This window comes from Paraburkholderia hospita, from assembly GCF_002902965.1.
Lineage (GTDB): Bacteria > Pseudomonadota > Gammaproteobacteria > Burkholderiales > Burkholderiaceae > Paraburkholderia > Paraburkholderia hospita.
In genome coordinates this window covers 657,895-681,386 of the sequence record NZ_CP026109.1, presented here as the reverse complement: position 1 = coordinate 681,386, position 23,492 = coordinate 657,895, and the positions used below count along the sequence as shown (strand labels likewise).

24 protein-coding genes and 3 pseudogenes are annotated in these 23,492 nt (G+C 61.9%); 17 read left to right on the top strand and 10 right to left on the bottom strand.

Features of this window, described 5'->3' with window-relative positions; translation table 11 throughout:
• Positions 1 to 542: 542 nt before the first annotated feature.
• The gene (locus tag C2L64_RS52275) at positions 543 to 1,484 is read right to left on the bottom strand and encodes a LysR family transcriptional regulator (RefSeq protein ID WP_090836748.1); all 942 of its coding nucleotides are present in this window, start codon (positions 1,482 to 1,484) and stop codon (positions 543 to 545) included.
• A 102-nt stretch (positions 1,485 to 1,586) separates the two neighbouring features.
• Here C2L64_RS52275 and C2L64_RS52270 point away from each other — a divergent pair, with 102 nt between their 5' ends.
• The 4 genes from C2L64_RS52270 to C2L64_RS52250 all read left to right on the top strand — a co-directional run bounded on the left by C2L64_RS52270 (position 1,587) and on the right by C2L64_RS52250 (position 6,431).
• Positions 1,587 to 2,426, top strand: a complete 840-nt coding sequence (locus C2L64_RS52270) for an SDR family oxidoreductase (RefSeq protein WP_103154430.1) — start codon at positions 1,587 to 1,589, stop codon at positions 2,424 to 2,426.
• A 57-nt stretch (positions 2,427 to 2,483) separates the two neighbouring features.
• Entirely contained in the window at positions 2,484 to 2,957 is a 474-nt protein-coding gene (locus tag C2L64_RS52265; protein WP_090838346.1) for a (2Fe-2S)-binding protein, read from the top strand.
• A 10-nt stretch (positions 2,958 to 2,967) separates the two neighbouring features.
• Entirely contained in the window at positions 2,968 to 5,214 is a 2,247-nt protein-coding gene (locus tag C2L64_RS52260) for a xanthine dehydrogenase family protein molybdopterin-binding subunit (RefSeq protein ID WP_086915677.1), read from the top strand.
• A gap of 311 nt (positions 5,215 to 5,525) precedes the next feature.
• Positions 5,526 to 6,431 carry an SDR family oxidoreductase gene (locus C2L64_RS52250; RefSeq protein ID WP_086915676.1) on the top strand — a complete coding sequence of 302 codons (906 nt, stop codon included), beginning with the start codon at positions 5,526 to 5,528 and terminating at the stop codon, positions 6,429 to 6,431.
• Between the two features lie 100 nt (positions 6,432 to 6,531).
• Here the strand turns inward: C2L64_RS52250 and C2L64_RS52245 are convergent, their stop codons facing one another.
• From C2L64_RS52245 to C2L64_RS52230, 4 genes are all read right to left on the bottom strand, one after another.
• Positions 6,532 to 7,533: an NADP-dependent oxidoreductase gene (locus C2L64_RS52245; protein WP_090838372.1), complete on the bottom strand. Its 1,002-nt coding sequence runs from the start codon at positions 7,531 to 7,533 to the stop codon at positions 6,532 to 6,534.
• A 49-nt stretch (positions 7,534 to 7,582) separates the two neighbouring features.
• The gene (locus C2L64_RS52240) at positions 7,583 to 8,392 is read right to left on the bottom strand and encodes an oxidoreductase (protein WP_086917282.1); all 810 of its coding nucleotides are present in this window, start codon (positions 8,390 to 8,392) and stop codon (positions 7,583 to 7,585) included.
• Between the two features lie 120 nt (positions 8,393 to 8,512).
• Positions 8,513 to 9,121, bottom strand: coding sequence for a TetR/AcrR family transcriptional regulator (locus C2L64_RS52235; protein ID WP_090838348.1), 609 nt, complete (start codon positions 9,119 to 9,121; stop codon positions 8,513 to 8,515).
• 133 nt (positions 9,122 to 9,254) lie between these two features.
• A complete protein-coding gene (locus C2L64_RS52230) occupies positions 9,255 to 9,494 on the bottom strand; it encodes a hypothetical protein (RefSeq protein WP_086917285.1) in 240 nt (79 codons plus the stop codon).
• Positions 9,495 to 9,654: 160 nt separating this feature from the next.
• Here C2L64_RS52230 and C2L64_RS52225 point away from each other — a divergent pair, with 160 nt between their 5' ends.
• The 10 genes from C2L64_RS52225 to C2L64_RS54500 all read left to right on the top strand — a co-directional run bounded on the left by C2L64_RS52225 (position 9,655) and on the right by C2L64_RS54500 (position 16,949).
• Positions 9,655 to 10,662 (top strand): ABC transporter substrate-binding protein, encoded by a 1,008-nt coding sequence (locus C2L64_RS52225; protein ID WP_086917286.1) that lies wholly within the window; start codon positions 9,655 to 9,657, stop codon positions 10,660 to 10,662.
• Positions 10,663 to 10,762: 100 nt separating this feature from the next.
• The gene (locus C2L64_RS52220) at positions 10,763 to 11,560 is read left to right on the top strand and encodes an ABC transporter ATP-binding protein (protein WP_086917287.1); all 798 of its coding nucleotides are present in this window, start codon (positions 10,763 to 10,765) and stop codon (positions 11,558 to 11,560) included.
• Positions 11,561 to 11,612: 52 nt separating this feature from the next.
• On the top strand, positions 11,613 to 12,446 hold the full coding sequence (locus C2L64_RS52215; RefSeq protein WP_042304715.1) for an ABC transporter permease: 834 nt from the start codon (positions 11,613 to 11,615) through the stop codon (positions 12,444 to 12,446).
• Positions 12,447 to 12,551: 105 nt separating this feature from the next.
• Complete coding sequence (locus tag C2L64_RS52210) at positions 12,552 to 13,934, top strand: sensor histidine kinase (RefSeq protein ID WP_086917288.1); 1,383 nt, start codon at positions 12,552 to 12,554, stop codon at positions 13,932 to 13,934.
• Positions 13,931 to 14,605 carry a response regulator gene (locus C2L64_RS52205; protein WP_086917289.1) on the top strand — a complete coding sequence of 225 codons (675 nt, stop codon included), beginning with the start codon at positions 13,931 to 13,933 and terminating at the stop codon, positions 14,603 to 14,605. The genes C2L64_RS52210 and C2L64_RS52205 overlap by 4 nt, the downstream gene beginning before the upstream one ends.
• A gap of 194 nt (positions 14,606 to 14,799) precedes the next feature.
• Positions 14,800 to 15,927 carry a porin gene (locus tag C2L64_RS52200; protein WP_090838350.1) on the top strand — a complete coding sequence of 376 codons (1,128 nt, stop codon included), beginning with the start codon at positions 14,800 to 14,802 and terminating at the stop codon, positions 15,925 to 15,927.
• 139 nt (positions 15,928 to 16,066) lie between these two features.
• Positions 16,067 to 16,354 (top strand): hypothetical protein, encoded by a 288-nt coding sequence (locus C2L64_RS52195; RefSeq protein WP_086917290.1) that lies wholly within the window; start codon positions 16,067 to 16,069, stop codon positions 16,352 to 16,354.
• Positions 16,347 to 16,496 carry a hypothetical protein gene (locus C2L64_RS53990; RefSeq protein ID WP_158660683.1) on the top strand — a complete coding sequence of 50 codons (150 nt, stop codon included), beginning with the start codon at positions 16,347 to 16,349 and terminating at the stop codon, positions 16,494 to 16,496. The genes C2L64_RS52195 and C2L64_RS53990 overlap by 8 nt, the downstream gene beginning before the upstream one ends.
• Positions 16,493 to 16,702 (top strand): hypothetical protein, encoded by a 210-nt coding sequence (locus C2L64_RS53985; RefSeq protein ID WP_086917291.1) that lies wholly within the window; start codon positions 16,493 to 16,495, stop codon positions 16,700 to 16,702. Before C2L64_RS53990 ends, C2L64_RS53985 begins: the two co-directional genes overlap by 4 nt.
• Positions 16,703 to 16,784: 82 nt before the next feature.
• Complete coding sequence (locus C2L64_RS54500) at positions 16,785 to 16,949, top strand: hypothetical protein (protein ID WP_165904498.1); 165 nt, start codon at positions 16,785 to 16,787, stop codon at positions 16,947 to 16,949.
• A gap of 36 nt (positions 16,950 to 16,985) precedes the next feature.
• Here the strand turns inward: C2L64_RS54500 and C2L64_RS52185 are convergent, their stop codons facing one another.
• Entirely contained in the window at positions 16,986 to 17,288 is a 303-nt protein-coding gene (locus C2L64_RS52185) for a hypothetical protein (protein WP_086917292.1), read from the bottom strand.
• Between the two features lie 223 nt (positions 17,289 to 17,511).
• Between C2L64_RS52185 and C2L64_RS56630 the strand changes: the two genes are divergently transcribed.
• Positions 17,512 to 17,772, top strand: coding sequence for a DUF7685 domain-containing protein (locus C2L64_RS56630; RefSeq protein WP_425178352.1), 261 nt, complete (start codon positions 17,512 to 17,514; stop codon positions 17,770 to 17,772).
• 78 nt (positions 17,773 to 17,850) lie between these two features.
• On the opposite strand, the gene C2L64_RS52175 is transcribed toward C2L64_RS56630, so the two are convergent.
• Together C2L64_RS52175 and C2L64_RS52170 are read right to left on the bottom strand one after the other, a co-directional pair.
• On the bottom strand, positions 17,851 to 18,120 hold the full coding sequence (locus C2L64_RS52175) for a DUF1488 family protein (RefSeq protein WP_086917294.1): 270 nt from the start codon (positions 18,118 to 18,120) through the stop codon (positions 17,851 to 17,853).
• Positions 18,121 to 18,279: 159 nt separating this feature from the next.
• Positions 18,280 to 19,233 (bottom strand): annotated as a pseudogene (locus C2L64_RS52170) (tyrosine-type recombinase/integrase); the annotation flags it as partial.
• Between C2L64_RS52170 and C2L64_RS52165 the strand changes: the two are divergent.
• Together C2L64_RS52165 and C2L64_RS52160 are read left to right on the top strand one after the other, a co-directional pair.
• A complete protein-coding gene (locus tag C2L64_RS52165; RefSeq protein ID WP_090838352.1) occupies positions 19,135 to 20,661 on the top strand; it encodes a hypothetical protein in 1,527 nt (508 codons plus the stop codon). The pseudogene C2L64_RS52170 and the gene C2L64_RS52165 overlap by 99 nt on opposite strands.
• Positions 20,662 to 20,852: 191 nt before the next feature.
• Positions 20,853 to 21,455, top strand: a pseudogene (locus tag C2L64_RS52160) (IS110 family RNA-guided transposase); the annotation flags it as partial.
• A gap of 98 nt (positions 21,456 to 21,553) precedes the next feature.
• Here the strand turns inward: C2L64_RS52160 and C2L64_RS52155 are convergent.
• Both C2L64_RS52155 and C2L64_RS55760 read right to left on the bottom strand, forming a co-directional pair.
• Positions 21,554 to 22,596: pseudogene (locus C2L64_RS52155) on the bottom strand (Vgb family protein).
• 607 nt (positions 22,597 to 23,203) lie between these two features.
• Positions 23,204 to 23,476 carry a hypothetical protein gene (locus C2L64_RS55760; RefSeq protein WP_242684397.1) on the bottom strand — a complete coding sequence of 91 codons (273 nt, stop codon included), beginning with the start codon at positions 23,474 to 23,476 and terminating at the stop codon, positions 23,204 to 23,206.
• Positions 23,477 to 23,492 lie beyond the last annotated feature (16 nt).

Sequence of the window (23,492 nt, the reverse complement as noted above, 5' to 3'; positions counted from 1 at the left end):
ATCCGCGTGGGTGCGTGGCGTCACGCTCCAGCCGGCATTGTTATGGAGCAAGGGTGATTGTCCCACTCCTACTCACACGAAATGACGTAATTGAAGTCGGCAACCGTTCGACACGACATCAACGACCAAACGATAGGGAGGCAAACAGCACTCGGCTTCGCGGTCCTGCATACGCCGACGACCGCATCTGGCGCGTATTCGTCAAGGTACTTCGGACCGGCCGGTGAAGGGGCCGGCGCGGGGAACATCCAGCTTGCGGCTATAACTCGCGCCTTCTCACGGCAAACATCCTGGTAGCGCGGCCGCGCACGCGAGGGAAGGGCGGCATCGGCCACAAGCGGCCGATCACGTTTGTGTAACGGTTGACCGTTGATTGGGGCAAACCGGCCATTCGAATTTTGCATCCTGATTCGAATGGCCGTCGGTACAGTCGGCAGGTTGTTTCGTTGTTGCCACTGTCTAATGGTTGCGCGATGCTAACCTTCGTGCGGAATTTATCGGTCCGACCCAGACTTTAGGTCACCGAAAAAATGGGCGTACTACTACAGGTCTGTCGCGGGCACGGTCGCTGACATTCCAATCGTCCCGGAGCTGGAATGCGCCAGCACGTAGTTCACCAGCGCCTTCAGCTTGGCAGGCTGCTGCCGTCTGCTCGGGTAGTACAGGTAGAACCCGGGAAAAGTCGGTGAGAAGCTGCTCAGGACGCGTTTCAGCTTCCTGGCCCGGATGTGAGGAAGCGCGAGCGGCTCGAACGTGTACGCCAGTGCAATCCCATCCAGCGCAGCTTCAATCGAGAACAATGAGTCGCTGATCGTGAGATTGCCGCTGATCTCGTACTCGACGATACGGCCTTCGACCTCGAGTTCCCACTTGTGAATGGCCCCACTGCCTGAAAACCTGAATCGCACGCAGTTGTGATGTATCAGATCGGAGGGGTGCCGTGGCACAGGATGCTGCCTGAAGTAGTCGGGAGAGCCAATAATGGATACGGCAACCGGGCCACCGAGAGGCACGGCGATCATGTCCTTCTGCACACTCTCTCCCATTCGGATGCCCGCGTCGAACCCTCTTTCGACGATGTCCACGTAGCCCTCGTCATTCGTGAGCTCCACCTGGATGTCCGGATAGGCTTTCAGGAACCCGGCCAGCAGCGGCTGGAGGACCATGGCGGTCGAGATTCGCGCTGCGTTGATGCGCAGCACGCCCGATGGCCGGCCCTGAAGCTCATGAAGTTGCTCCCCGGCTTCCAGTACGTCGCTCAACGCCGGCCCAATCCGGGACAGGTATGCCTGTCCGGTTTCAGTGAGGCTGACGCTACGCGTGTTCCGGTTGAGAAGCCTGACGCCGAGCCGGGCTTCCAGGTGGCGGATCGCCTGACTGAGCGCAGAAGGCGAGACCTCGAGCGCTGCCGCGGCGGCAGAGAACCCGCGGTACTCTGCGACCTTCCAGAATGCGAGCAGTCCATCAAGCTGGTTGAGTCTCATACTTTGAAGAATATCTTCAAAGCGTGTTCAGCACCAGGGTGTTTTTCTTCTCAGTCAATCTGCCTAGAGTGACAGGCATTGACCAGGACTGGGAGTTTGAGCATGAGCAAAGTGTGGTTTATCACGGGTGCTGGCAGCGGCATCGGCGCCGGTACAGCCAGGGCCGCACTGAAGGCAGGTGATCGGGTCGTTGCCACAGGCAGGAACCCGGACAAGGTGGGCAATGCCTTGCTCGACCTGGCCGGCGAGAACCTGGAGATTCTCCGGCTGGACGTCTCCGACGAGGCCCAGGCAACGGCCGTGGTCGACGAGGCGCAAAAGAAGTTCGGGCGTGTCGATGTAGTCGTGAACAGTGCCGGCTACAGCCTCTTGGGCAACTACGAGGAGCTGGGGACGCAAGACATTCAACACCTGTTCGCGACGAACTTCTGGGGCGTGAGCAACGTGATGCGGGCGGCCCTGCCGATCATGCGCAAGCAGCGCTCCGGGAACATCATCAATGTCAGTTCCGTGGCAGGCGCTGTCGGCCTGATGCACTGCGGCGCCTACAGCGCGAGCAAGTTCGCCGTGGAGGGGCTCTCGCTTTCTGTGGCTGAAGAGGTCGGAAAGTTCGGCATCGAGATCACGGTGGTCGAGCCGGGATTCTTCCGCACGGACCTGCTGGCCGCAGCCAACGCCAAATGGCCGGACAAGCGTATCGACGATTACGCCGCCGCCGAGGTCAGCGCCGACGCGATGTGGTCCCCCTATGCCGGCAAGCAACCGGGCGATCCGGACAAGCTCGGCCAGGTCCTGGTAAAGCTTGTGGGCATGGAGACTCCGCCCAGAGTGTTCGTGGCCGGAAGCGATGCACTGGCGGCGGTCGGGCCGGCTGTGGAGGCTCGGTTGAAAGCGGTGCACGCCTTCGAGGCGCTTTCGAAGTCGACGGACGGCAGCTTCTGATCGCGAGGCGAGTTGCCCTTGCCACGACACACCTAACCTGCGAAGGACTGACCCATCATGAGCACGCTCCACGTCAACGGCCGTGAGCGCACGGTCGACGTCGCCCCGGACACCCCCATTCTCTGGGCCTTGCGCGACACGCTGGGCATGACGGGCACGAAGTTCGGTTGCGGCGCCGCGCTGTGCGGCGCCTGTACTGTGCATCTGGACGGGCAGGCCATCCGCTCCTGCGTTACGCCGATCTCGGCGGCCCAGGGCAGGCAGATCACCACCATCGAAGCCACCACCGACGGCAGCGACAAGGTCGGCGCCATCGTGCACGCAGCCTGGGTCAAGCACGACGTCGCGCAGTGTGGCTACTGCCAAAGCGGCCAGATCATGAGCGCCACGGCGTTCCTGAAGGCGTTGCCCCGCGGCAGGCAGCCTACCACCGTAGAGATCGACGCGGCCATGGCCGGCAACATTTGTCGCTGCGGCACCTATGCCCGCATCCGCACCGCGGTGGCCGACGCTGCCAGGGCGCTGGCCTGAAGGAGCCACCATGTTGCCTGAATTCGACTACAGCGAAATGCCACGCGCCCTGCAGCACCTGCTGACCAGTGGCCGGGCCGGGGAAGCCGCCACGCTGCCGCGCCGCAGCTTCCTCAAGCTGGCGGGGGCCGGCGGACTGGCGCTTGGCGTGTTTCCCTACCTCGCCATAGGCCAAACCGGCGGCAGCGGCCAGACGGCCAGCGCCCTGAAGCCGACGCAACAGCCGTCGGCCTTCGTGCAAATCGCTCCTGATGGCGAGGTCACGGTGACCATCAACCGGCTCGAGTTCGGGCAAGGCGTGCAGACTGCGTTGCCGATGATTCTCGCCGAAGAGCTCGACGCGGACTGGAATCTGGTGCGCAGCCGGCAAGGCTCGAACGACGCGGCCTACGTCGACCCGCTGTTCGGGATTCACCTCACCGGCGGGTCCCATTCGGTCAAAAACAGCTTCACGCAATACCGCGAGCTCGGCGCGCGCGTGCGGGCGATGTTGCTGTCCGCGGCGGCAGCACGCTGGAAGGTGGACGTGGCCACGCTGAACACGCGGGCCGGGATCGTGCTGGGCTCCGGTGGCCGCAAGCTGAGCTACGGTGAACTGGCAGAAGCCGCCATGGCGCTCCCTGTGCCCGAGAGGGTCACGCTGAAGAACCCCAGGGACTTCCGCATCATTGGCCGCCCCACCACGCGCCTCGATGCGCAGGCCAAGAGCAGTGGACGTCAGGACTTCGGCATCGATACGCACCTGCCCGGTCAGCTCACCGCCGTGGTGGCCCATCCGCCCGTGTTCGGCGCGCGACTGACCACGGTGGACGACAGCGCCACGCGCGCCATCAAGGGAGTAAAAGCCGTACTGCGTGTGCCACTGGACCGTGGTGGTGAAGGCGTGGCCGTGGTGGCCGACGGCTACTGGCCGGCCAGGCAGGGGCGCGCCGCTCTGAAGCTGCAGTGGGACACGGCTTCCGTGGAGAAAGTGGACAGCGAGCAGTTGCTGTCCCAGTACCGCGAGCTGGCCGGTCGGCCTGGTCCGCGCCAGTTCGACGCCGATATGACGCCGCTCGCCGCTGCCCCGCATCAGTTGGAAGCCGAGTTTGTGTTCCCGTACCTGGCCCACGCACCGATGGAGCCGCTGAACTGCACCGTCCAGCTCTCCGAAGGACGCGCCGAGCTATGGGTGGGCACCCAGTGCGCCGGTCTGGACGGTGTCGCGGCCGCGCGTGCGGTGGGTCTCAAGCCCGAGCAGGTGAAGGTGCACGTGCAGACGGCGGGCGGCGGCTTCGGCCGGCGCTTCGCGGGCACGAGCGATTACGTGGTCGAGGCCTGTGAGGTGGCCAAGGCCGTCCGTTCCGCCGGCCTGAACGCGCCGGTGCGCACGCTCTGGAGCCGCGAGGACGACATCAGGGGCGGCTACTATCGCCCCATACACCTGCACCGCGCACGCATCGGTTTCGACGCGCGCGGCAAGGTGCTAGCCTGGGATCACGTCATCGTCGGCCAGTCCATCACGTCGGGCACGGTATTCGAGCAATTCCAGGTGAAGAACGGCATCGACGCCACAGCCACGGAGGGCATGCGCGGCCCATACCCGCTGCCGATGCGCCTGACCGTGCACCACCCCACGCCCAACGTGCCAGTGCTGTGGTGGCGCAGCGTGGGTTCCACCCACACGGCCTTCGTGATGGAGACCTTGCTTGACGATATCGCACGCACCACGAAGCAGGATCCGGTGGCTTACCGCATGCGCCTGTTCGGCGACCGGCACCCGCGCCACCGTGCCGCGCTGCAACTGGCGGTGGACAGGAGCGGCTATGGCAAGAAACCGTTGCCGACCGGCCGCGCCTGGGGCGTGGCCGTGCATGAGTCCTTCGACTCGGTGGTGGCCTATGTGGTGGAGGCCTCGGTGCAAGAAGGCCGTCCCGTGCTACATCGCGTCATCGGCGGAGTGCATTGCAATCTGGCCGTGAACCCGCGCAGTGTGGAGGCCCAGGTGCAGGGCGCGGCGGTCATGGGGCTGTCTATGTGTCTGCCTGGCGCCGCCATCACATTGAAGAACGGCGAGGTGGAGCAGAGCAACTTCGGCGACTTCACGGTGGCCCGCATCACCGACATACCGGAGTTCGATGTCCACATCGTGCCGAGCGCCGACGCACCCACCGGCATGGGCGAGCCCGGCCTGCCGCCGCTGGCGCCCGCGTTTGCCAACGCCATCGCGAGCCTCACCGGCAAGCCGCAGCGCCAGTTGCCGTTCAACCCGGCCTGACCCGACACAGTCAGCAGCGGATTTCCGCTCAGATGGAAGCATGATTCACGATATGTATCTGATGCGGGTTAAAGCGCCTGCCGAGCCACTATCCCTGGCGAGCAGGCCTTTACCATCGACGCAGAGACGCGCTGCAAACTATGGAATTCATTTCTCGCATTTCAGGTCTTTAAAGGTACTAATTTGCGAGAAAAGCTCGGACTGTGATCGAGCAACATGATTGCACCTGCAGCCGATTCACGGAGTTACTTCTTTACGGAACAATTGGCACCAAAAGCCGGGCGCCCGCATCGCCAATTCGGAGAGACGATATGAAGGACCGTGTAAATGAATCAGTCAGTGCCCGTTACCGTTCGGTGTTTCGACCGGGCCTGTTTGACGGAAAAGTTGTGATGGTAACCGGTGCCGGAAGTGGCCTTGGTCGCTGCACGGCGCATGAGCTTACCTCGCTGGGCGCGACGCTGATCATGGTCGGACGGAATCCGGACAAACTGACTGCCGTTCGTGACGAGCTCAATGTGGACTATCCGGAAAGTGCGGACCGAATCGGCTTATTTTCTTGCGATATTCGCGATGAAGCCAGCGTGAAACAGACGGTTGCGGCGGCTCTCGCGGACTTCGGTCGCATCGATGGCCTGTTTAACTGTGCCGGTGGACAATTCCCGGCAAAGCTGGAAAAAATCTCACTGAATGGCTGGGACGCTGTAGTGCGTAATAACTTGCACGGGACATTCCTCATGTCGCGCGAGTGCTTTACCCAATGGATGGCGGGTCACGGTGGTGCGATCGTGAATATGCTCGCGGATATCTGGGGGGGCATGCCGGGGATGGGTCATTCGGGCGCCGCACGGGCGGGTGTCTGGAATTTGACCGAGACGGCAGCCTGTGAGTGGGGACATGCCGGCGTCCGGGTGAACGCCGTGGCGCCGGGGTGGATCGCCTCCGCAGGCATGGACAGCTATAACGAAGAATACCAGGCATTGCTCCGCCAACTGAAGCATAAAGTGCCGCTTCAACGTTTTGGTACCGAATCTGAGCTCGCAAGCGCTGCGGTTTTCCTGCTCTCGGAGGCCTCGGCCTTCATTAACGGTACAGTGATCCGCGTGGACGGAGGGGTACCCAACGCCCGACATTCCTGGCCGCTCGCCAACGCTGAACGAATCACCGAATATAACGGTTTCCCTCGCTACGAACCGCCTAAAGGACTCCAGGACTAAGCACAGAGGTACCTTGCTAGTTGCGGGCGGAGATGGTCACAAGAAATTCACTGCATAAGCGCCGTTTCAGTCGTGACGAAGCAAACGGAGGTCCGTCCTTCTATCGGATCCTGATGACAACCTTACCCTTTGCTCGTCCCGTTTCGACGTAAGCCAAAGCCTCTTGAGTTGACTCGAACGGGAAAACCCGATCGATCACCGGCCTGATCGCACCTGCTTCAACAAGCGACGCGATCTGACCTAGCTGGTCGCCATCGGCACGCATGAATAAAAACGAATAATTGACGTCACGACGTTTGGCCGCCTTCCGGATGCGATAGCTTAGAAAGCGCATCGCCGTTTTCAGGAACCAGGAGGCACCTATCTGTGCAGCGAAATCAGGATCGGGCGGACCGGCGATCCCGATGAGCTTGCCACCCGGCTTGAGCACTCGCAGTGACCTTTCGAGCGTATTTCCGCCCTGCGTATCCAGCACCACGTCGAAGTCTTTCAACGTAGCAGCAAAGTCATCTTTCCTGTAATCGATGACGATGTCTGCACCGAGCTGCTTCATCAATCCGGCATTCGGGGCGCTCGCGGTCGTCGCGACGATCGCGCCCAGGTGCTTCGCCAGTTGAATGGCAAAGGTGCCAACGCCGCCCGAGCCGGCGTGTACGAGCACTTTCTGTCCCTTCTTCAGTTGCCCTCGTTCGACCAGCGCCTGCCACGCAGTCAGGCCCACCAACGGGATCGAAGCCGCTTCTTCCATGCTGAGCGCTTTGGGCTTGAGAGCCACCGCGTCTTCCTTGATCGCGATGAATTCCGCGAAAGTACCGATCCGGTCTTTGGGTGGTCGCGCATAGACCTCATCGCCCGGTCTGAAGCGTCGCACGCGCGATCCGACACGGGCAACGACCCCAGCCAGGTCGTTGCCCAGAATCAGTGGCAAGCGATAGGGCAGAATGAGCTTGAACGCCCCATCCCTGATCTTTGAATCGAGCGGATTCACACCAGCGGCGTGAATCTGGATCAACACGTCATCTTCGCGCAGTTCCGGAGCCGGCATATCGCCGGCCCGTACGCCATTCTTGCGTCCATATCGATCGACGACGAATGCCTTCATCATGGTTCCTTCTTCCTTGTCCGCTTCTTGTTGTGTCAGGTAATCGCGCCTACGTCGCGAGCCGAAGGTCTTTGCGAATGCCGGCGTCCACCAGGCTCGCAGGCGCAAATCTGCGTAGCAATCGCAGACGTCCGGCGACTCCGCCGGCTGCATAGCGGCGTTTCGGACGAGCCGCGAGGGCGGCCTGCAACACGGTCTCGGCCACAATCTCAGGACCGTTAGCGCTCTCGATCACCTCCTTGACTCGCTTATCCACTGCCGCGCGTATCTCGCGGTACTCGTCGAGGGGAGCATCGGGCGTCATCAAGTTCGCATCAAACGACGTCTTGATGTAGGCAGGCTCAATGACCGATACCCGGATGCCCATCGTGCGCAACTCGTGATCGAGGGACTCCGAATAGCCTGCTACCGCGTGCTTGGTGGCGGAATACAACGCCATATAGGGCATGGGCAGGAAACCCAGCACAGAGCCGATGTTGATGATGCGGCCACTACCTTGCTGGCGCATATGGGGCAACACGGCGCGCGTCATGCGGACAATCCCGAAGAAGTTCGTATCGAAGATCGCACGTGCCTGGTCAAGCGAACTCTCTTCTGCTGCGGCAGGGGCGATGCCAAAGCCAGCGTTGTTCACCAGCAGGTCGATGCGGCCGTGCAGGTTCAGTACTTCCTTGAGGGCTGCCTCGACGGATGGCTCGCTAGTTACATCCAGCGGCAGCATTTCGAACGTCCGCTGGCCGGCTTGCGTTCCGCGACGGCTGGTGCCGTAGACCTTGTACCCGGCCTTGGTGAGGCGGTTTGCCGTGGCTTCGCCGATGCCTGACGAGGCGCCCGTGACGATGGCTATTCCGCTTTTCATAATGTCCTTCCTTCCGATAGTGAGCCGTGTCTTGGCGTGGTTAGATCAGCGTTTGTTCTGAAATAATATGATGATCATCATATTTAGGGCCGTGCAAAAACGCGCGTCGAACAAGCCGATTTACTCGTCAGTGGGTGCGAATTTCTTCAATGCGGCTTCCAGAAAACCGTCCGACAACCTGGGGTCGTCGACGGCGCGCGCCAGCACCATGGTGCCGACCATGGTAGCAACGATCATCAGTGCCTGTTCATGCGCCCCCGGTTGGCCCCAGTCAGGCAATTGGCGCGCAACCACATCGATCATCTCCTTGATGCGGCGGGTAGCTGCGCGCCGAACGACCGGCGCCTGGCGCGGCATCTCCGAGCCAAGAGCGGAGATCGGGCAGCCTGTCTCGATGCCTTCACGGTGCTCCTTCGACAGATAGGCGTGCACCATCGACGGCAATGCCTGCTCCGGTGGCACGGAGGCGGCGATTTGCTCCGATAGGGCCACCGACTCGGCACCGGCGCGGTCAGCCGCTTCGGCGAGCAGCACCTCCCGCGATGGGAAGTGCGCGTAGAAGCCGCCATGTGTCAGGCCGGCCTCCTTCATGATGTCGGCCACGCCCGTCCCGTCGTAGCCGCTGCGCCGGATCGCACGCGCGGCAACTTCGACGATGCGCGCGTGCGTGATTTCCTTGCGGCTGGCGGCTTTCCCGTTGAATGATGATCTTGGCATGATGATCATCATATTCTATTTCGACGCAATTTGCTGAGACGGAGCAATCTGGATGGAAATCAAGGCATCCACCAGGCAGCGCTAGCGTGCGCAACTCCCTTCAGGATGCTGAGTTTGACCTCGGTGCTTCATGGAGTTGCCGCATTTATTGTCGCAACGCGGACAATCCCGTTGCGGTCACGGAAGTCGGGATAACGTGACGCGAACTGATAGCACGAAGATTGGTGTCGCGCGTGTCGATGAAATTCAGCTGCGAGCGGATATCAGTGGTGCTGTTGTAACGCAGGTCCCACACACAATGGCCTTCGTGCTCGTGGACGCCAACGACGCTCAGGTTGAACGGCACGCGGTTGGCGACGACGGTGTTGGCCTCTGACGCCCTCATTGAAGTCCCCGGGGAACGGGAGACCGCGCCAAATCATGGAAATCCCGTACGGAAGGTGCATCTGCGTGAAAGCAGGAAGAAGGGTTTGCACCTCTAGAATCCCGCCATCGACACAGATAGTCGGCATTGGGCCGGCTCCCGATAAGAACGGAGACAATCGATGCGCCTCACCTTCCGCACGTTTCGCCATATCGCCCTCACGTCCAGCCTGTTATTCGGTATTGCATCGCAACATGCAATGGCCGACGAAAAGATTACGATCATGGTCGGCGGAATTACGAAGCTGATCTATTTGCCGGCACGCCTTACTGAACAGCTCGGCTATTTCAAGGATGAAGGGCTCGACGTCGAGCTGCTGTCGCAGCCCGCTGGCGTGGACGCCGAAAACGAACTGCTCGCGGGCGCTGTCCAGGGCGTCGTCGGTTTCTACGATCACACCATCGACCTGCAGACCAAGGGTAAGGAAGTCAAGGCGATCGTCGTGTTCGGGCAGGTGCCGGGCGAAGTCGAGATGGTGTCGACAAAGTCGGCCGACGCGATCAGGTCGATGGCCGACGTCAAGGGCAAAACGCTCGGCGTGACGGGCCTCGGCTCGTCGACGAGCTTTCTCACGCAATACCTCGCTGGCCAGCACGGTATCCCATCGACGGGATACACAATGCTGCCCGTGGGCGCCGACGCGAGCTTCATCGCCGCGATCAGGCAAGGCCGCATCGACGCAGGCATGACCACCGAACCCACCGTTTCGGCGCTGCAGAAATCGGGCGAGGCGAAGGTGCTAGTCGACATGCGCTCGGTCGACGGCACGAAGGCCGCGCTCGGCGGCACCTACCCGGGGGCGAGCCTCTACGTGCAGGCCGCATGGGCAGATTCGCACAAGGCTCAGGCCGGCAAGCTTGCGCATGCGTTCGTGCGCACGATGCAATTCATCCACACGCACAGCGCGGAAGAAGTCGCCGCGAAGATGCCGGGCGACTACCAGAAAGACAAATTGCTCTACGTAAGCGCGCTGAAGGCTTCGCTGCCGATGTACACGTCGGACGGCAAGATGCCCGACGACGGCCCGGCCACTGTGTTGAAGGTGCTGTCGGCCTTCAACCCGTCGGTCAAGGGCAAGCATGTGGACCTGGCCAGAACCTACACGAACGAATTCGTCAGCGCGAAGTAAGCCGGCGTTAGCCGATTGCATTCGTGCGTCAGGTGCGGCCTGACTTTATTGCGCTTCGGAGCCGCTTCGCGCGGCGCCGGTTTTTCCCAGGATGTTCCCGATGAACCAAGTTCTACCCAAAGACGCACCGGTTATCGAATTCCGCTCTGTGTCGTGCCGCTTCATTTCTCCCGACGGCAAGGCAACCGTCGCGTTGCGCGATTTCAGCATGTCCGTTGCGCAAGGCGAATTCATCGCAATTGTCGGCCCAACGGGCTGCGGTAAATCGACCACGCTCAGCATGATCACGGGGCTGCTGAAGCCCACCGCCGGCGAGGTGCACCTGATGGGCGCGCCCGTCAACGGCATCGATCCGCGCATCGGCTTCGTGTTTCAGGCAGACGCGGTGTTCCCGTGGCGCTCGGTGCTCGACAACGTGGCAGCCGGCCCGCTCTTTCGCGGCCGCTCGAAATCGGCGGCCTACGACGAGGCGAACCAGTGGTTGCGCCGCGTTGGTCTCGAGAAGTTCGGCAAGCACTATCCGCATCAGTTGTCGGGCGGCATGAGAAAGCGTGTGGCGCTCGCACAGACTTTCATCAACAAGCCGGAAATCCTGCTGATGGATGAGCCGTTCTCCGCGCTCGACATGCAGACTCGCACGCTGATGCAGGACGAGCTGCTGCAGTTGTGGTCGGCGAATGCGGGCTCGGTGGTGTTCGTCACGCACGACCTCGAAGAAGCGATCGCACTCGCCGACCGCGTGTTCGTGCTGACCGCGCGCCCGGCGACGCTTAAGAAGGTCTACGAGATCGACCTGCCGCGTCCGCGCGTCACGTCGGAGATTCGCTACGATCCGCGCTTTATCGAAATTTCGCGCGATATCTGGCGCGACTTGCGCGAGGAAGTACAAATTGCTTAAAACGACGGCACAACGGAATACACTCATGGCATCTCGTGATAGCTCTGTGAAGATGGAGTTCGACGGCGAATCGGCGGCCAGGATCGAACAGATCGCGCGACGCAAGCTGCGGCAGCGGCACGCCCTGATCATCGGTCTGCGGATTCTCGTGCTTGTGCTCCTGCTCGGCGGCTGGGAACTCTGCGGGCGCCTGAAATGGATCGACCCATTCTTTTTCTCGATGCCGTCGCTGATCTTCTTGCAGATCGTCGACTGGTTCCAGAACGGCACATCGCAGGGGCCGCTGCTCGTGCAGGTGTGGGTTACGCTTGAAGAGACCTTGATCGGCTTCTTTATCGGCTCGGTCGCCGGCATCGTGTGCGGTGTCGTGCTGGGCCGCAACAAGCTGCTCGCCGATGTGTTCGACATTTACATCAAGATCGCCAACTCGATTCCGCGCGTGGTGCTCGGCTCGGTGTTCGTGATCGCGCTTGGCCTCGGGATGGCCTCCAAGGTTGCGCTCGCGGTGGTCATGGTATTTTTCGTCGTATTCGGCAATGCCTTCCAGGGCGTGCGCGAAGCCGACCGCTACATGATCGCGAACGCGCAGATCCTGGGCGCTTCGAAGCGCCAGCTGACGACTTACGTCGTGATTCCATCGGCGCTGTCATGGATTCTCGCGAGCCTGCATGTGAGCTTCGGCTTTGCCCTGGTCGGTGCGGTGGTCGGCGAGTTTCTTGGCTCCAAGCAAGGTATCGGTCTGCTGATTTCGACCGCACAGGGGGCATTCAACGCGAGCGGCGTGTTCGCGGCGATGATCGTGCTGGCCGTGGTCGCACTCGCTACGGACTATCTGCTGACCACGTTGGAAAAGCGCTTGCTGAAGTGGAGGCCCGCTGCGTTCTGAGGCTTGCTTCTCAAAGACAGCCGTCCTTGCCGGAAAAGGCAAGGACGGCGTCGCGTTTTGCCGGCCTCATCATCGGTACGGCCGGATCATGTTGGAGAGTGTTGAATGTTGCTTAGCTTGCGTGCGCGTCTGCTGTTGTGGCTGCTGCTGCCGCTCGCGCTCTTTGTCTTCGTTACCGACTACATGTCGTACGTTGCCGCGTGCCAGACTGCCGACTTGCTGCAAGACGCCGCATTGCTGTCCTCCGCGCGAACCATCATCGAAGACGTCGACTGGGAGAACGGTGCGCTGACGGCGAATATCCCGCCTGCCGCGCTCGAAATCTTCGAGTCGCCTTATCAGGACCACGTGTTCTACAAGGTGGTCGCCGGCCGCGACCGGCTGCTCGGCGGAAGTCCCGATCTCACGCTGCCGGCGGGCAGCACGCGGTACCCGGTGTTCTACAACACCTGGCTGGGCGAACTGCCGATTCGCGCGGTGGCCTATGAACGGCAGTTGTACGACTCTGGCAAGGCCGAGAAGGTCACGGTGATCGTCGGCAAGACGCAGGCATCTCGGCAGGCCATGCTGAAAGATTTATGGCGTCCGCAGTTGATTCGCCAGTGGCTGATGCTTGCCCTGGTCGTGGTGCTCGTGCCGTTCGGCCTGACCATGGAATTGCGGCCGTTGATGAAGCTCAAGAACGACGTCGCCGATCGCGAGCCGATGGAGCTTGAGCCAATCCGCGTGCACCATCTGCCGTCCGAGCTGCGCCCGATCGTCGATGCGATCAACCAGTGCATCGCGAGGCTGAAGCTGCATACGACAACGCAGCGGCAATTCATCGCCGATGCGGCGCACCAATTGCGCACGCCACTGACGCTGCTCAACACGCAGGTGCAATGCGCGAGTCAATACGATCCGAGCGATCCGGCGTTGACGGAGGCATTGACGGGCATTCGCCGCACGAGCCAGAAGATGGCGGATATGACGAGCCAGTTGTTGCTGCTCGCTCAGGCCGAGTCGGTGTCGTTGCCGCGCGTGCAGGCCAGGGTCGATCTGACGGCGGTGGTGTCGTCGGTGCTGGAGGAACTGGTGGGCGCGGCGCAGCGGCGCCAGATCGATCTCGGCGCCGAGTTGGCTGAGGGCACCTATGTGGCCGGAAGCGAGAGCCTGCTCGCGGCGCTCGTGTCGAATCTCGCCGACAACGCGATCCGCTACACGCACGAAGGAGGAAGCGTGACCGTGCTTTGCCGGCGTGAGGGTAGTCACGTGTTGCTGCAGGTGGTGGACAACGGTCCCGGCATTCCCGCCGAAGCGCGCGCGCATGTCTTCGAGCGCTTTTACCGGGTGGCGAGCGATGTCGAGGGCTCCGGGCTGGGGCTCGCGATCGTCCATCAGATTGCGCTGTCGCACGGCGGTACGGTTACCATGTCGCCGGGCGAAGGGCGGGTTGGACTCGTCATCACGGTTCGCCTGCCCGCGTGGAGGAATGAGGAAAGAGAATGAAGCTGCTGCTCGTCGAAGACAATGTCGAACTCTCGCATTGGATCGTTAACCTGCTACGCGCGGAGAATTTCGCCGTCGATTGCGTGCTCGACGGCGAATCCGCAGATTCCGTGTTGACTACCCAGCGCTACGACGTGGTGCTGCTCGACATGCGTCTGCCGCGCATGAGTGGCAAGGACGTGCTCGCGCGCTTGCGCCGCAGGCGCGACAACGTGCCAGTGCTGATGCTGACCGCGCATGGTTCGATCGATGACAAGGTCGACTGCTTCAGCGCCGGCGCGGACGACTACGTTGTGAAACCCTTCGATGGCCGTGAGCTGGTGGCGCGCATCAAGGCGCTGATCCGCCGGCAGTTGAGCGACAAATCGGGCTGGCTCATGTGCGGCGACTTGCAGTACATCTCCGACACGCGAGAGTTCCGCCACAGTGACGTGCCGCTGAACCTGCGGCGTCGCGAGCACGCGATCCTGGAAATGCTGATGCTGCGGCAGGGCAAGACGATTTCGAAGACCACGCTGATGGACAGCGTGTTCGGCCTCGACGACGAGCCAAGCGCGGACGCCATCGACATCTACATCCACCGCCTGCGCAAGCACCTCGCGGGTTCGAGCGCGCAGATCATGACGCTGCGCGGTCTTGGCTACATCCTGCGGACCAGGGATGCGCCGTGAGTGGATGCAAGATTTAATTTGCCTATATCAGTAATATCACTAAGTTGTACGAATCAGACGCGAAAGGAGCGTGAAGGATTGAGGTAATTAGGATTCGTCTCATCCGCTGTTCGCCATAGCGGCCGGACAGCCGGCGGGCAGTAACCGGCAGCGGACAAATCAGAAATTCAACGCAGCAATCTGAGGAGACAATCTTGAAGCAAAAGTACCTCGCGTTCGCCGTCGCAGCCGGCGCCATGGCAGCGAGCAGCGCACACGCGCAGTCCAGCGTTCAGCTGTACGGCCTGATCGATCTGAGTGTTCCTACGTATCAATCCCACGCCGACGCAAACGGCAATCACGTGATCGGCATGGGCATCGGCGGCGAGCCGTGGTTCAGCGGCAGCCGCTGGGGCGTGAAGGGTGCCGAAGACATCGGCAACGGCACCAAGATCATCTTCCGCCTGGAAAGCGAATACCGGGTGAGCGATGGCCAGATGGAAGACCCGGGCCAGCTCTTCGACCGCGATGCATGGGTCGGCGTCCAGAACGACACGTTTGGCAAGTTGACGGCGGGCTTCCAGAACACGATCGCACGCGACGCGGCAGCGATCTACGGCGACCCATACGGCAACGCGCAGCTCACGACGGAAGAAGGCGGCTGGACGAACGCCAACAACTTCAAACAGATGATCTTCTACGCGGGGAGCGCGACGGGCACCCGTTACGAGAACGGCATCGCGTGGAAGAAGCTGTTCGACAACGGCATCTTCGCGGCCGCGGGTTACGCGTTCGGCAACTCGACGAGCTTCGGCAACAACGCCAACTACCAGGTCGCCCTCGGCTACGACGGCCCCGCGTTTGCCGTGTCGACATTCTACAACCACGTGAATCGCCAGGGCTTCACGAACCAGACGTACTCGGTCGGCGGCAACTATACGTTCGGCATCCTGCGTGCCAACGCCGGCTACTTCCGCTATTGGGGCGACCAGGGTGCGCTTGGACAGCGTCAGGACAATTCATGGACGGTGTCGTTCAAGCTGTCGCCGAAGGGCGCGCTCGACTACGAGCTCGGCTATCAGCAAATGCGCGTGCATAACGCCGCATACAACGGCGACGGCAATATCCCGAACGCGAACATCGGCGCGTTCGATTCGACCCTGGGCCTCCACAATGGCTTCAAGGAAACGCTGTACGGCTCGATCTTCTATCACCTCTCGAAGCGCACGGAAGTCTATCTGGCCGCCGACTACATGAGGCTGCACGGCGGCTACACGGTTGGCAGCACTTTCGGTGCGACCAACCAGGTCGAGGCGACCACGGGTATCCGTACGCGCTTCTGATCCCCGTTTTATCTCCTCGGTATTTTCCATCAGAGGGGCTCCGGATTGCGGCGGCGGACTGGTCCGCTCGCCGCTTTTTCTGGTCGATGCATCAAGACGTAATCATGTTCAGGAACACGACCGTCCACGTGCGCTGACGATGACAATCACCGGCTTTTCGGCGGCGCTGATGCCCGTGATGGCGACGTCGATTGCCGGCTTGCATAGCACCGATCACGCGCTCGAAAGGATGTACGCCGAAGAGACCGCCGCGCTGCGCTACCTTACGCCGTGCAGCGAAGCGTCGCAGCCAGTGCGGGTGGATCCCGGCAAGTACGAAACGCTCGTCGCACAAAGCAAGCGGACAGTGGCTGTGCTCGAGCGAGTGCATGCCGAATTGGCCGCGCGGCATCGACCGGATCAACCATGCTGTCTCGCAGATGGATAACGCCACTCAGCGGAACCCCGCGCTGATCGAAGAGGCCGCAGCGGCGCTCGCGTCGCCCGACGAGCAGGCGGGCGCGCCGATGGCTGCCGAGCACGTGAACGAGCACGAAGCGGTGCCCGTGCCATCGGTTACATACTCATGACGAAAGCGCACGACAGCGTCGAATCGTTCTTGTTGAAGGAGGATCCCGCATCACAGCAAGACGTTTCGCCCGGGCGAGCTGCGGCGTGCTTGCCCGACGCGCTTAATTTCGTCACCCGCTTTGCACGCGACAACGGCCTGCCGGTCGAGGTGCGTATCCAGCCGGTCTTCGAGGCCGAGCAGCCAGGGCAGGCTCGGCGCACCTGAGGTTGCGCGCCATTCGCGCGCAACCGATGCCAGCTCGCGGCTGTCGAAACCAATAGCTTTGTATTGCGAAAAGGAGGCCGCAATGGACAAGCTATCGATCGTCTGTTGGCTTTGCACGGCGTTGTGCCTCGGCCTTCTGACCAGCGTCGCCGGATGCGAAGCGTTAAGCGGGGCGCCCGCCCTCGAATGGCCGGGCCCGCACGCGCCGTATCCGTTCCCGGACGATGTGCCGCATCGCACCTCTTAGTTGCCGAGAACGCCGGAGGGCGCGAATCGGTCAGTCTTAGCCGGCGCTTGAGCAGATGACGGTCGGCGCCGTGTAGGGTGACGGATAGTCGGACGCCGGGCCGCTCAGGAGGCGCAGGCGCTGAGTCGCGAGAACGTCGGCTTGCGTTTGCTCGCGGCGGGTGAGAGTCGCGGGGGCGTCGCCGTTCGGCAGCGGCTCGTTGACGCCGCATAGCAGCGTATTGCCGCCGGCGAGCCGCACTGTCGTTTGATAGGCGTAAGCCGGTTGCGCAGCCATGCTGTCGGCCGCCCAAAAAGCGGCGACGCCGAGCAGTGCACAAGTGACGTGTCGAATCTTCATGACGTGCTCCTTTAATCTCGCTCCGGCCATTTGACAGCGGTGGATGCTTTTGAGATATGGCGCATCCTGAAAATCTCTTTTCCCGGAAACGCGCTTGGTCATAGGGAGACGCTAATCTGGAAGGTTTTATTCCCGAAGCACGCGCCAAGGGAAATCGGGTGACATCGGTAGGAGGAGATGGACTGCGCAGAAGGGTTCTGCCGCAGTAACGCGGTCCGTTACGATGTACGGAACAAGACACGCCAACAAGAGTGCGACAATGATTGCTTCCAATGTACAAGCAGCCGAAGGAGCGCTGATGACCGCTAACACGTGTGTCCGGTGCGGAGCAGCTACGCCACCGCACGACGTTGTCAGTGTGGCTTCGGCGGATGGTGCCTTCAGGATGCTCTGTAGCCGCTGTTTCAACACCGAAATGGCGCATCTTGCAGACGCCGCGAGCTTCATCGTCGAAGCGCGAAGGTGTGGACATGACGGCTCCTGAATACGGGGACTCCCTGGGGCGGGGCGCAGGTTTCTGCAGCCTGTGGTCGTGCGGATTGCCGGGCGGCGCGTGAAGCTGTCAGGGCCTCGCGAAGTCGGCCGGTGTCAGTTCGATGCGCGCGGCCGGATGCGCCAACAGCCTGCGCTCGGCAATCGCGCGGATGCGCCCGTAGCCATCGCGGAAGGTCTTCAGGATGCTGGCGTCGCTGGCCCGGGGTTCGAGCCAGAAATGCGCTTCCAGTGTCGCGAGCGTGATCACGCATTCGACCGCGCCGTTCGGGCGGACGAGGCTAAACACCACGCCGCGGCGATCGGCAAGCACCTGGGGTTCGAGTTCAACGGTTTCCATGGGCGGTCAGGCAGTCAACGCTTCAGCGCGCGTCAGACGGATTCTTGCATACGCGATGCGGTTTGCTAATTGTGTCGGATTGAGTCGTATCGGGTGCCTGTATAACGGGATCGTGCGGCGGGGCCTTGACCGGCCACCGGCCTGAATCCGTAACAGGCGTCACCAGTCGATGCGGTGTTTTTCGTCGGTCTCCTGATGCCGGCGATCATCGTCGACGTGCAGGTAGAGGCTCGTTGTGGTCAGTGCCGCGTGACCGAGGTTGTCGCGCACCAGGCGCAGATCGACCTGATTGTCGGCCATGTGAGACCCGGCACTGTGCCGCAGCCAGTGTGCCGAGGCCTGCCCGAGCAGGTCCGCGCGGGCCGCAAAGCCCTCGCCACGTTCGCGCAGCCGCCCGCCGGCGCCGGCAAACACGTCCTTGACGATCGTGTGCAGCGCGGCCCGGGTCAGCGGCCGGAGTGACGGGCCTTCAGTTTTCGTCCGGTCCGCTTCCGTCGCGCTTCCCGCAGTGCTTCCGATCGGGAGGACGAGCGGCGTCGTCTCGCTGGGTGAGGGCAGGGCCGTCATCCCCAGGTGCTGGCGGTAGCGCGACAGTTCCGTCATCAGCTCGCGCGTCGCCGGTACGAGCCGTTCCCTGTCACCCTTGCCGTGCACGGTGAGCCACCAGCGCATCGTCCCGTCGGCGTCGCGCCGCACGAAGAACTGGCCCATCGTGTTGCCGCCGGCCTCAGCGATGCGCAGGCCACCCAAGTACAGCAGCGTGAAGAGCCAGCGCACGCGGTGATAGTGCGCGCGGTCCCGGGCGGTTTCCTGCGGCATCGACGCAATGAAGTCCTTGACCTCCTGCCACAGGCCGGGCTCCAGATAGCGGGTGATGCGCGGGGCGGCTTTCGGGGTGCGCTGGCGCGAGAGCGCCAGCGGATTGCCGGCCAGATACCCGGCCTGTACCAGCCACGAAAACAGCACGTTCAGGATCACCATCGCCTGGCGCACGCTGGCGGGCGACAGCGGGCCGTGAAACGGCCGCCAGCGCGCGTCCCCGCGCGCATGCTTGCGACCACCGCCCGCGCCGGCGTTCGCGATCCAGGTGGCGGCGGGTTGCGGATCGGCGAGATTGTTGTGGATCGTTGCAGTGGATTTTCGAATGACGCGTTTATCGCGCTAAACGCGTGGGATTGGCACCGCAGTAGTCCCACGGTCGGCGACATTGTGGACGTACGGATCAACGACTGTGCATATTACGGTTGTACCGGCCTCGCTGGCCAGACCCGGACTTCCAGTCTTGTCGTGTTCCTGCCGGGCACCCGGACAACGGGTAACGGAACGGGCACCGGCAACGTCAGGAACGTGTCGGTGGACGGCTGGGAGGTCAATATGAGCACCGCGCCAGGAACACCTGCGTCGCCGGGGTTCGCGATCACGGGTGACTTCGATCAGGTGAACGGCTCCGAGTATTCCGGAGTCGGTCTGGTCGAAGACGTCAGGATTACGCGTGGGTATTACGCGATGACAAACGCGAACTGCAGGATGATGGTCGTGCAGAAGACCCCGAGCGGATCTCCCGCCGATGGCCAGAACACGCTAACAGTGCGCAACGTTGTTGTCGAGCAGGTGCACTGCGATGCGTCGGTCGGTACGAATGGCAATATCGCCGTGTCGATACAGGTGCCGTACAACACGTTCAACCTGGATGGCGTGAAGTTCAAGGATTGTGAATGGACCCCGTCGAACCTGTCGTCGAACCAGGCATTTGTCCAGTTCGGTAATAAGACGGTTGCCCGTCAGGTGATCATCGATGGGCTCACAATCAATTCGAGTGGCGCGACCGCCCCTACGGCGGCGTGCTTTATCAACCAGTACAGCGCTGGAAATGCGGCGGTGATCGATGACCTGACGCTGGACCGAATTATGACCGCACAGGGATATCAGATACCGCAAGCATGGTTTCTGCTGTCGGGCGGCGTGAACGACTTCCGGTCGCGCGGTAACAACATCGTCGGCCCGAATGGTGGCGCCGATGGTCAAGGGATATATCTGGTCGCGAATACTGCGTACATCGGTTACGGCGTGGTCTCCGATGGCTACTTCAACGGCGTCAAGGCTGGTGTGCAGATCAACAACGCATCGGCTGCCGGCGTGACGCTGGAATGGCGTGACTGCAAGATCCTGAATCAAACGCACCCGATTTTTATGAATGGCGCGTTCACCGCGAACATCTCGTATGTTGGCGGCATGTTGAGCACAGGCGCGAATCTGGTCCGTAACGTGTCGGGGGCGACGACCTTGTCGCTGTTTGGCACGACGGTCAGCGGTACGGGTGCACAAGCGGTCACCGTCGTATCAGGTACGGTGCGCATCACGAAGTCGGACCTTGCGCCGATCACAGCAAGCGGTGCGGTGCTGACCCCGCAGAACAACGATGTGGTCAATTTTGCGGGTACGCCTTCTTATACGGGTGCCGTGGTCCAGGGTGGCGGCACGGGGGCGGGCATGTATATCTATCGCGGTACGGGCGCGACGGGTTGGGTGAAAGTGAATTGAGCCTTGGCGATGAATTGCGGTTCGCGTCTCTATTTGACCTTTACTCACCTAGATGCATCCAAGTGGGCGGGTTGGCAGGCGGCGGCTGTTCGGCGGCCATTGCTAATGGAATGGCCGCCCCCGCCCGCCACGGCATCATGTGCGAAAGTGGAAGTGTCAAAGCCACCACTTCACCAGAGGGAGCGCCCATCATGAAGGTTACGACTGTTGGTATCGACCTCGCAAAGAACGTGTTCGAGGTCCACGGCGTCGACGCACACGGCAAGACCGTCATGAAGAAGCAGATCAGGCGAGACCAACTGATCCTGTTCTTCACGAACCTGCCGGCATGTCTGATCGGCATGGAAGCTTGCGCTAGCACTCATTACTGGGCCCGGCGCCTGCAGGATTGCAGACACACCGTTCGGCTCATGGCGCCGCAATTCGTCAAGCCCTATGTCAAGACCAACAAGAATGATGCAGCGGACTCCGAAGCAATTTACAAAGCCGTCACCCGGCCCAACATGCGTTTCGTCCCCATCAAGACTGAAACGCAGCAGGCCATACTCGCGGTCCATCGTGCACGTCAGAGCTTCGTCAAGGCGCGCACGGCGCAAGCGAACCAGATTCGCGGACTCCTCGCCGAATTCGGTCTGGTTGTTCCTCAGGGTCTCGCCAACATTGCGCAAGGTGTACCCGAGCTACTCGAGCGCCACAGTTGCTCCTTGCCCGGCCCCTTCTGTCGTCTCCTCGCGCAGCGCCTGATGGAGCATCTAAAGCTGCTCGATCAGCACGTTCGAGAGCTCGAGATGGAAGCCGATCCGCAAATACTGCAGTTGCTCCAGGCCGTTTTTGCGCTGCGCCGGCGCGCACGGAGCGGACTTCGGAATTTCAGTGTCGGTACTGTGGGGCGTCAATTCCCGCTCGCATTGGCTGCGTGGGACCGGTAGAGCAGCAGATGATCGGTGCCGGATTCGGACAACCAGACTTCGCCCGGGCGGCCCATCATCTCACGTACATTCGCGTGCGGGCGCGGCAGCGGAAACACGTCGAACCGCTCGACACGCGGGTCAAAGCGCACTAGCGCGTTGGCGCTCCATTCACTGAGCCAGACGATATCCTGGTTGTCTATAAAAATGGCGTACGCGTGCGGATCGTTGCCGGGCAAACGCCATTCGCGCCACTGATGCGACGCGGGATCGAATACGCCGACTTTTCCTGCGTTCCACTCGCTGATCCAGACTCGCCCCTTCGAATCGGACCATGCGCGGCGCGCGCCCTGATTCTACGTTGGCGGCTCGATGACCTGCGCAGCACCGCTCTCGGGATCGATGCGACCGAGATAACTCCCGGCCAGCGACGCGAATACAGGCCACCGTCTGGAGTCACGCAGATGCCGTAGGGCCCGGGTCCGCGCGGCGCATCGAAGACTCGCATGCGGGCGTGCTGCGGATCCAGTTCACCATAGATGCCGCTTTGCCCGGTAAACCAGAGATGCCCTTGCTTGTCGAATACGGCGGTGTTCAGATTGGCGTTCGGCCGGTCCTTCGGCAACTGAAAACGCGTGACGGCGAGCGTCTTCGGATCGACGCGCACAATCGCGTTCTGGCCGCCGTCAGTCACCCATGCCGCGCGATCGGGACCCACGATCACGCCGTGCGGCGCCGATCCGGCGCCGAGTGGAATCCTGTCGATCCTGCCGCTACGCGGGTCCAGCCGACCGACCGCGCCCTGCGCCTGCGCGGTGTACCACACGGCGCCGTCCGGCGCCGGTGCGACGTCATGCGGTGCACTGCCGGTCGGGACGGCGAAGGTCTCGAACGACGGCGGCTGCGCCTGCGCCGAGCCGATGGTGAGAGCAGCGCTCGCCAGGGCCGACGCAAACCACGGTGCCAGCCCCGCTTCGAGGATCTTGTTCACCGTTGCCACAACCCTTTTCCTCGCGATCGCCAACATGTTCGCCTCCGTGTCACGGGATGAGTTTCAAAGAGCGCTGACGGCTTTTCATTGTTGCACTTATCTATAGCGGTCGCTGCGTCGACTCATTCGCCACGCCGGCCCGATCGCAATTTAAGTTCACGGTGGCGAAGATAAACATCGAAGGGAGGATCATGTTGATGGCCGTGGCCCAAATCGCGGCCGAATCCGGTCGTCCGAGCCCGTGTGGATGGATTCCCCTTTCTCGAGTGGGACCTTAACGAAGGATGCCCGAGAGGCGCCTGCGACTGTCCATCATGAGGTCGTGCTCGGCCAAGAGGCGACGTAGGTCCGACGCGTTGGCCGGACACTCCGAGGGCAGTTCCACTGAGCAACCGGTCATTCAATTGCCGAGAGTGCCCAAGTCGGAGCCCCTGCCGTCTTGGCGGCCGATAAACTGCTCGAGCTCGAATTTTTCGGCGCCGATACAGGGGCGTATACGGCGCCGCTCGCAAAGGGCGCGTCGGCAAATTCGAATTGGCACGTGGCGGAACGATACAGTGGCCGGAGAGAACGATCGTTTTCGGTTGTTCGGTCAAGCCGGACAAATCTCGTTGCGACCGATTGGAACCGTGCCACGACGGCCCTACGGTCGGCCAGTCACGCGCTGCACCATAGCGTAAAGCACCGACATCTGCAAGCCGCTCCTGAGCGCGTAGTTCGGGTCGTATTGATTGGAGTAATCCCACCAGTCGAAGCATGCATTCGGGTTCGTCAGCCCTGGCGCAGACGACGCAATCGTGTCGGGATACACGACGACCAGTTTGTTCGTATCGGCCCATTCATTGATGCCGGCCTCGGTGACCCAGCGGTTTCCGATAAGCGACGCCTCCTGCAAACAGCCGTGAAGGGCGAGCACGAATCCGCACCTGCTC

Excerpts from the sequence above, each read along its gene's own strand:
- C2L64_RS53985 (WP_086917291.1), top strand. The coding sequence starts at position 16,493 with ATGACGAAAGCGCACGACAGCGTCGAATCGTTCTTGTTGAAGGAGGAT.
- C2L64_RS56630 (WP_425178352.1), top strand. The coding sequence starts at position 17,512 with ATGTACGGAACAAGACACGCCAACAAGAGTGCGACAATGATTGCTTCC.
- C2L64_RS52225 (WP_086917286.1), top strand. The coding sequence starts at position 9,655 with ATGCGCCTCACCTTCCGCACGTTTCGCCATATCGCCCTCACGTCCAGC.
- C2L64_RS52260 (WP_086915677.1), top strand. The coding sequence starts at position 2,968 with ATGTTGCCTGAATTCGACTACAGCGAAATGCCACGCGCCCTGCAGCAC.
- C2L64_RS52250 (WP_086915676.1), top strand. The coding sequence starts at position 5,526 with ATGAAGGACCGTGTAAATGAATCAGTCAGTGCCCGTTACCGTTCGGTG.
- C2L64_RS52270 (WP_103154430.1), top strand. The coding sequence starts at position 1,587 with ATGAGCAAAGTGTGGTTTATCACGGGTGCTGGCAGCGGCATCGGCGCC.
- C2L64_RS52205 (WP_086917289.1), top strand. The coding sequence starts at position 13,931 with ATGAAGCTGCTGCTCGTCGAAGACAATGTCGAACTCTCGCATTGGATC.
- C2L64_RS54500 (WP_165904498.1), top strand. The coding sequence starts at position 16,785 with ATGGACAAGCTATCGATCGTCTGTTGGCTTTGCACGGCGTTGTGCCTC.
- C2L64_RS52210 (WP_086917288.1), top strand. The coding sequence starts at position 12,552 with ATGTTGCTTAGCTTGCGTGCGCGTCTGCTGTTGTGGCTGCTGCTGCCG.
- C2L64_RS52235 (WP_090838348.1), bottom strand. The coding sequence starts at position 9,121 with ATGATGATCATCATGCCAAGATCATCATTCAACGGGAAAGCCGCCAGC.
- C2L64_RS53990 (WP_158660683.1), top strand. The coding sequence starts at position 16,347 with ATGGATAACGCCACTCAGCGGAACCCCGCGCTGATCGAAGAGGCCGCA.
- C2L64_RS52275 (WP_090836748.1), bottom strand. The coding sequence starts at position 1,484 with ATGAGACTCAACCAGCTTGATGGACTGCTCGCATTCTGGAAGGTCGCA.
- C2L64_RS52240 (WP_086917282.1), bottom strand. The coding sequence starts at position 8,392 with ATGAAAAGCGGAATAGCCATCGTCACGGGCGCCTCGTCAGGCATCGGC.
- C2L64_RS52195 (WP_086917290.1), top strand. The coding sequence starts at position 16,067 with ATGACAATCACCGGCTTTTCGGCGGCGCTGATGCCCGTGATGGCGACG.
- C2L64_RS52215 (WP_042304715.1), top strand. The coding sequence starts at position 11,613 with ATGGAGTTCGACGGCGAATCGGCGGCCAGGATCGAACAGATCGCGCGA.
- C2L64_RS52220 (WP_086917287.1), top strand. The coding sequence starts at position 10,763 with ATGAACCAAGTTCTACCCAAAGACGCACCGGTTATCGAATTCCGCTCT.
- C2L64_RS52175 (WP_086917294.1), bottom strand. The coding sequence starts at position 18,120 with ATGGAAACCGTTGAACTCGAACCCCAGGTGCTTGCCGATCGCCGCGGC.
- C2L64_RS52185 (WP_086917292.1), bottom strand. The coding sequence starts at position 17,288 with ATGAAGATTCGACACGTCACTTGTGCACTGCTCGGCGTCGCCGCTTTT.
- C2L64_RS52265 (WP_090838346.1), top strand. The coding sequence starts at position 2,484 with ATGAGCACGCTCCACGTCAACGGCCGTGAGCGCACGGTCGACGTCGCC.
- C2L64_RS52230 (WP_086917285.1), bottom strand. The coding sequence starts at position 9,494 with ATGAGGGCGTCAGAGGCCAACACCGTCGTCGCCAACCGCGTGCCGTTC.
- C2L64_RS52245 (WP_090838372.1), bottom strand. The coding sequence starts at position 7,533 with ATGAAGGCATTCGTCGTCGATCGATATGGACGCAAGAATGGCGTACGG.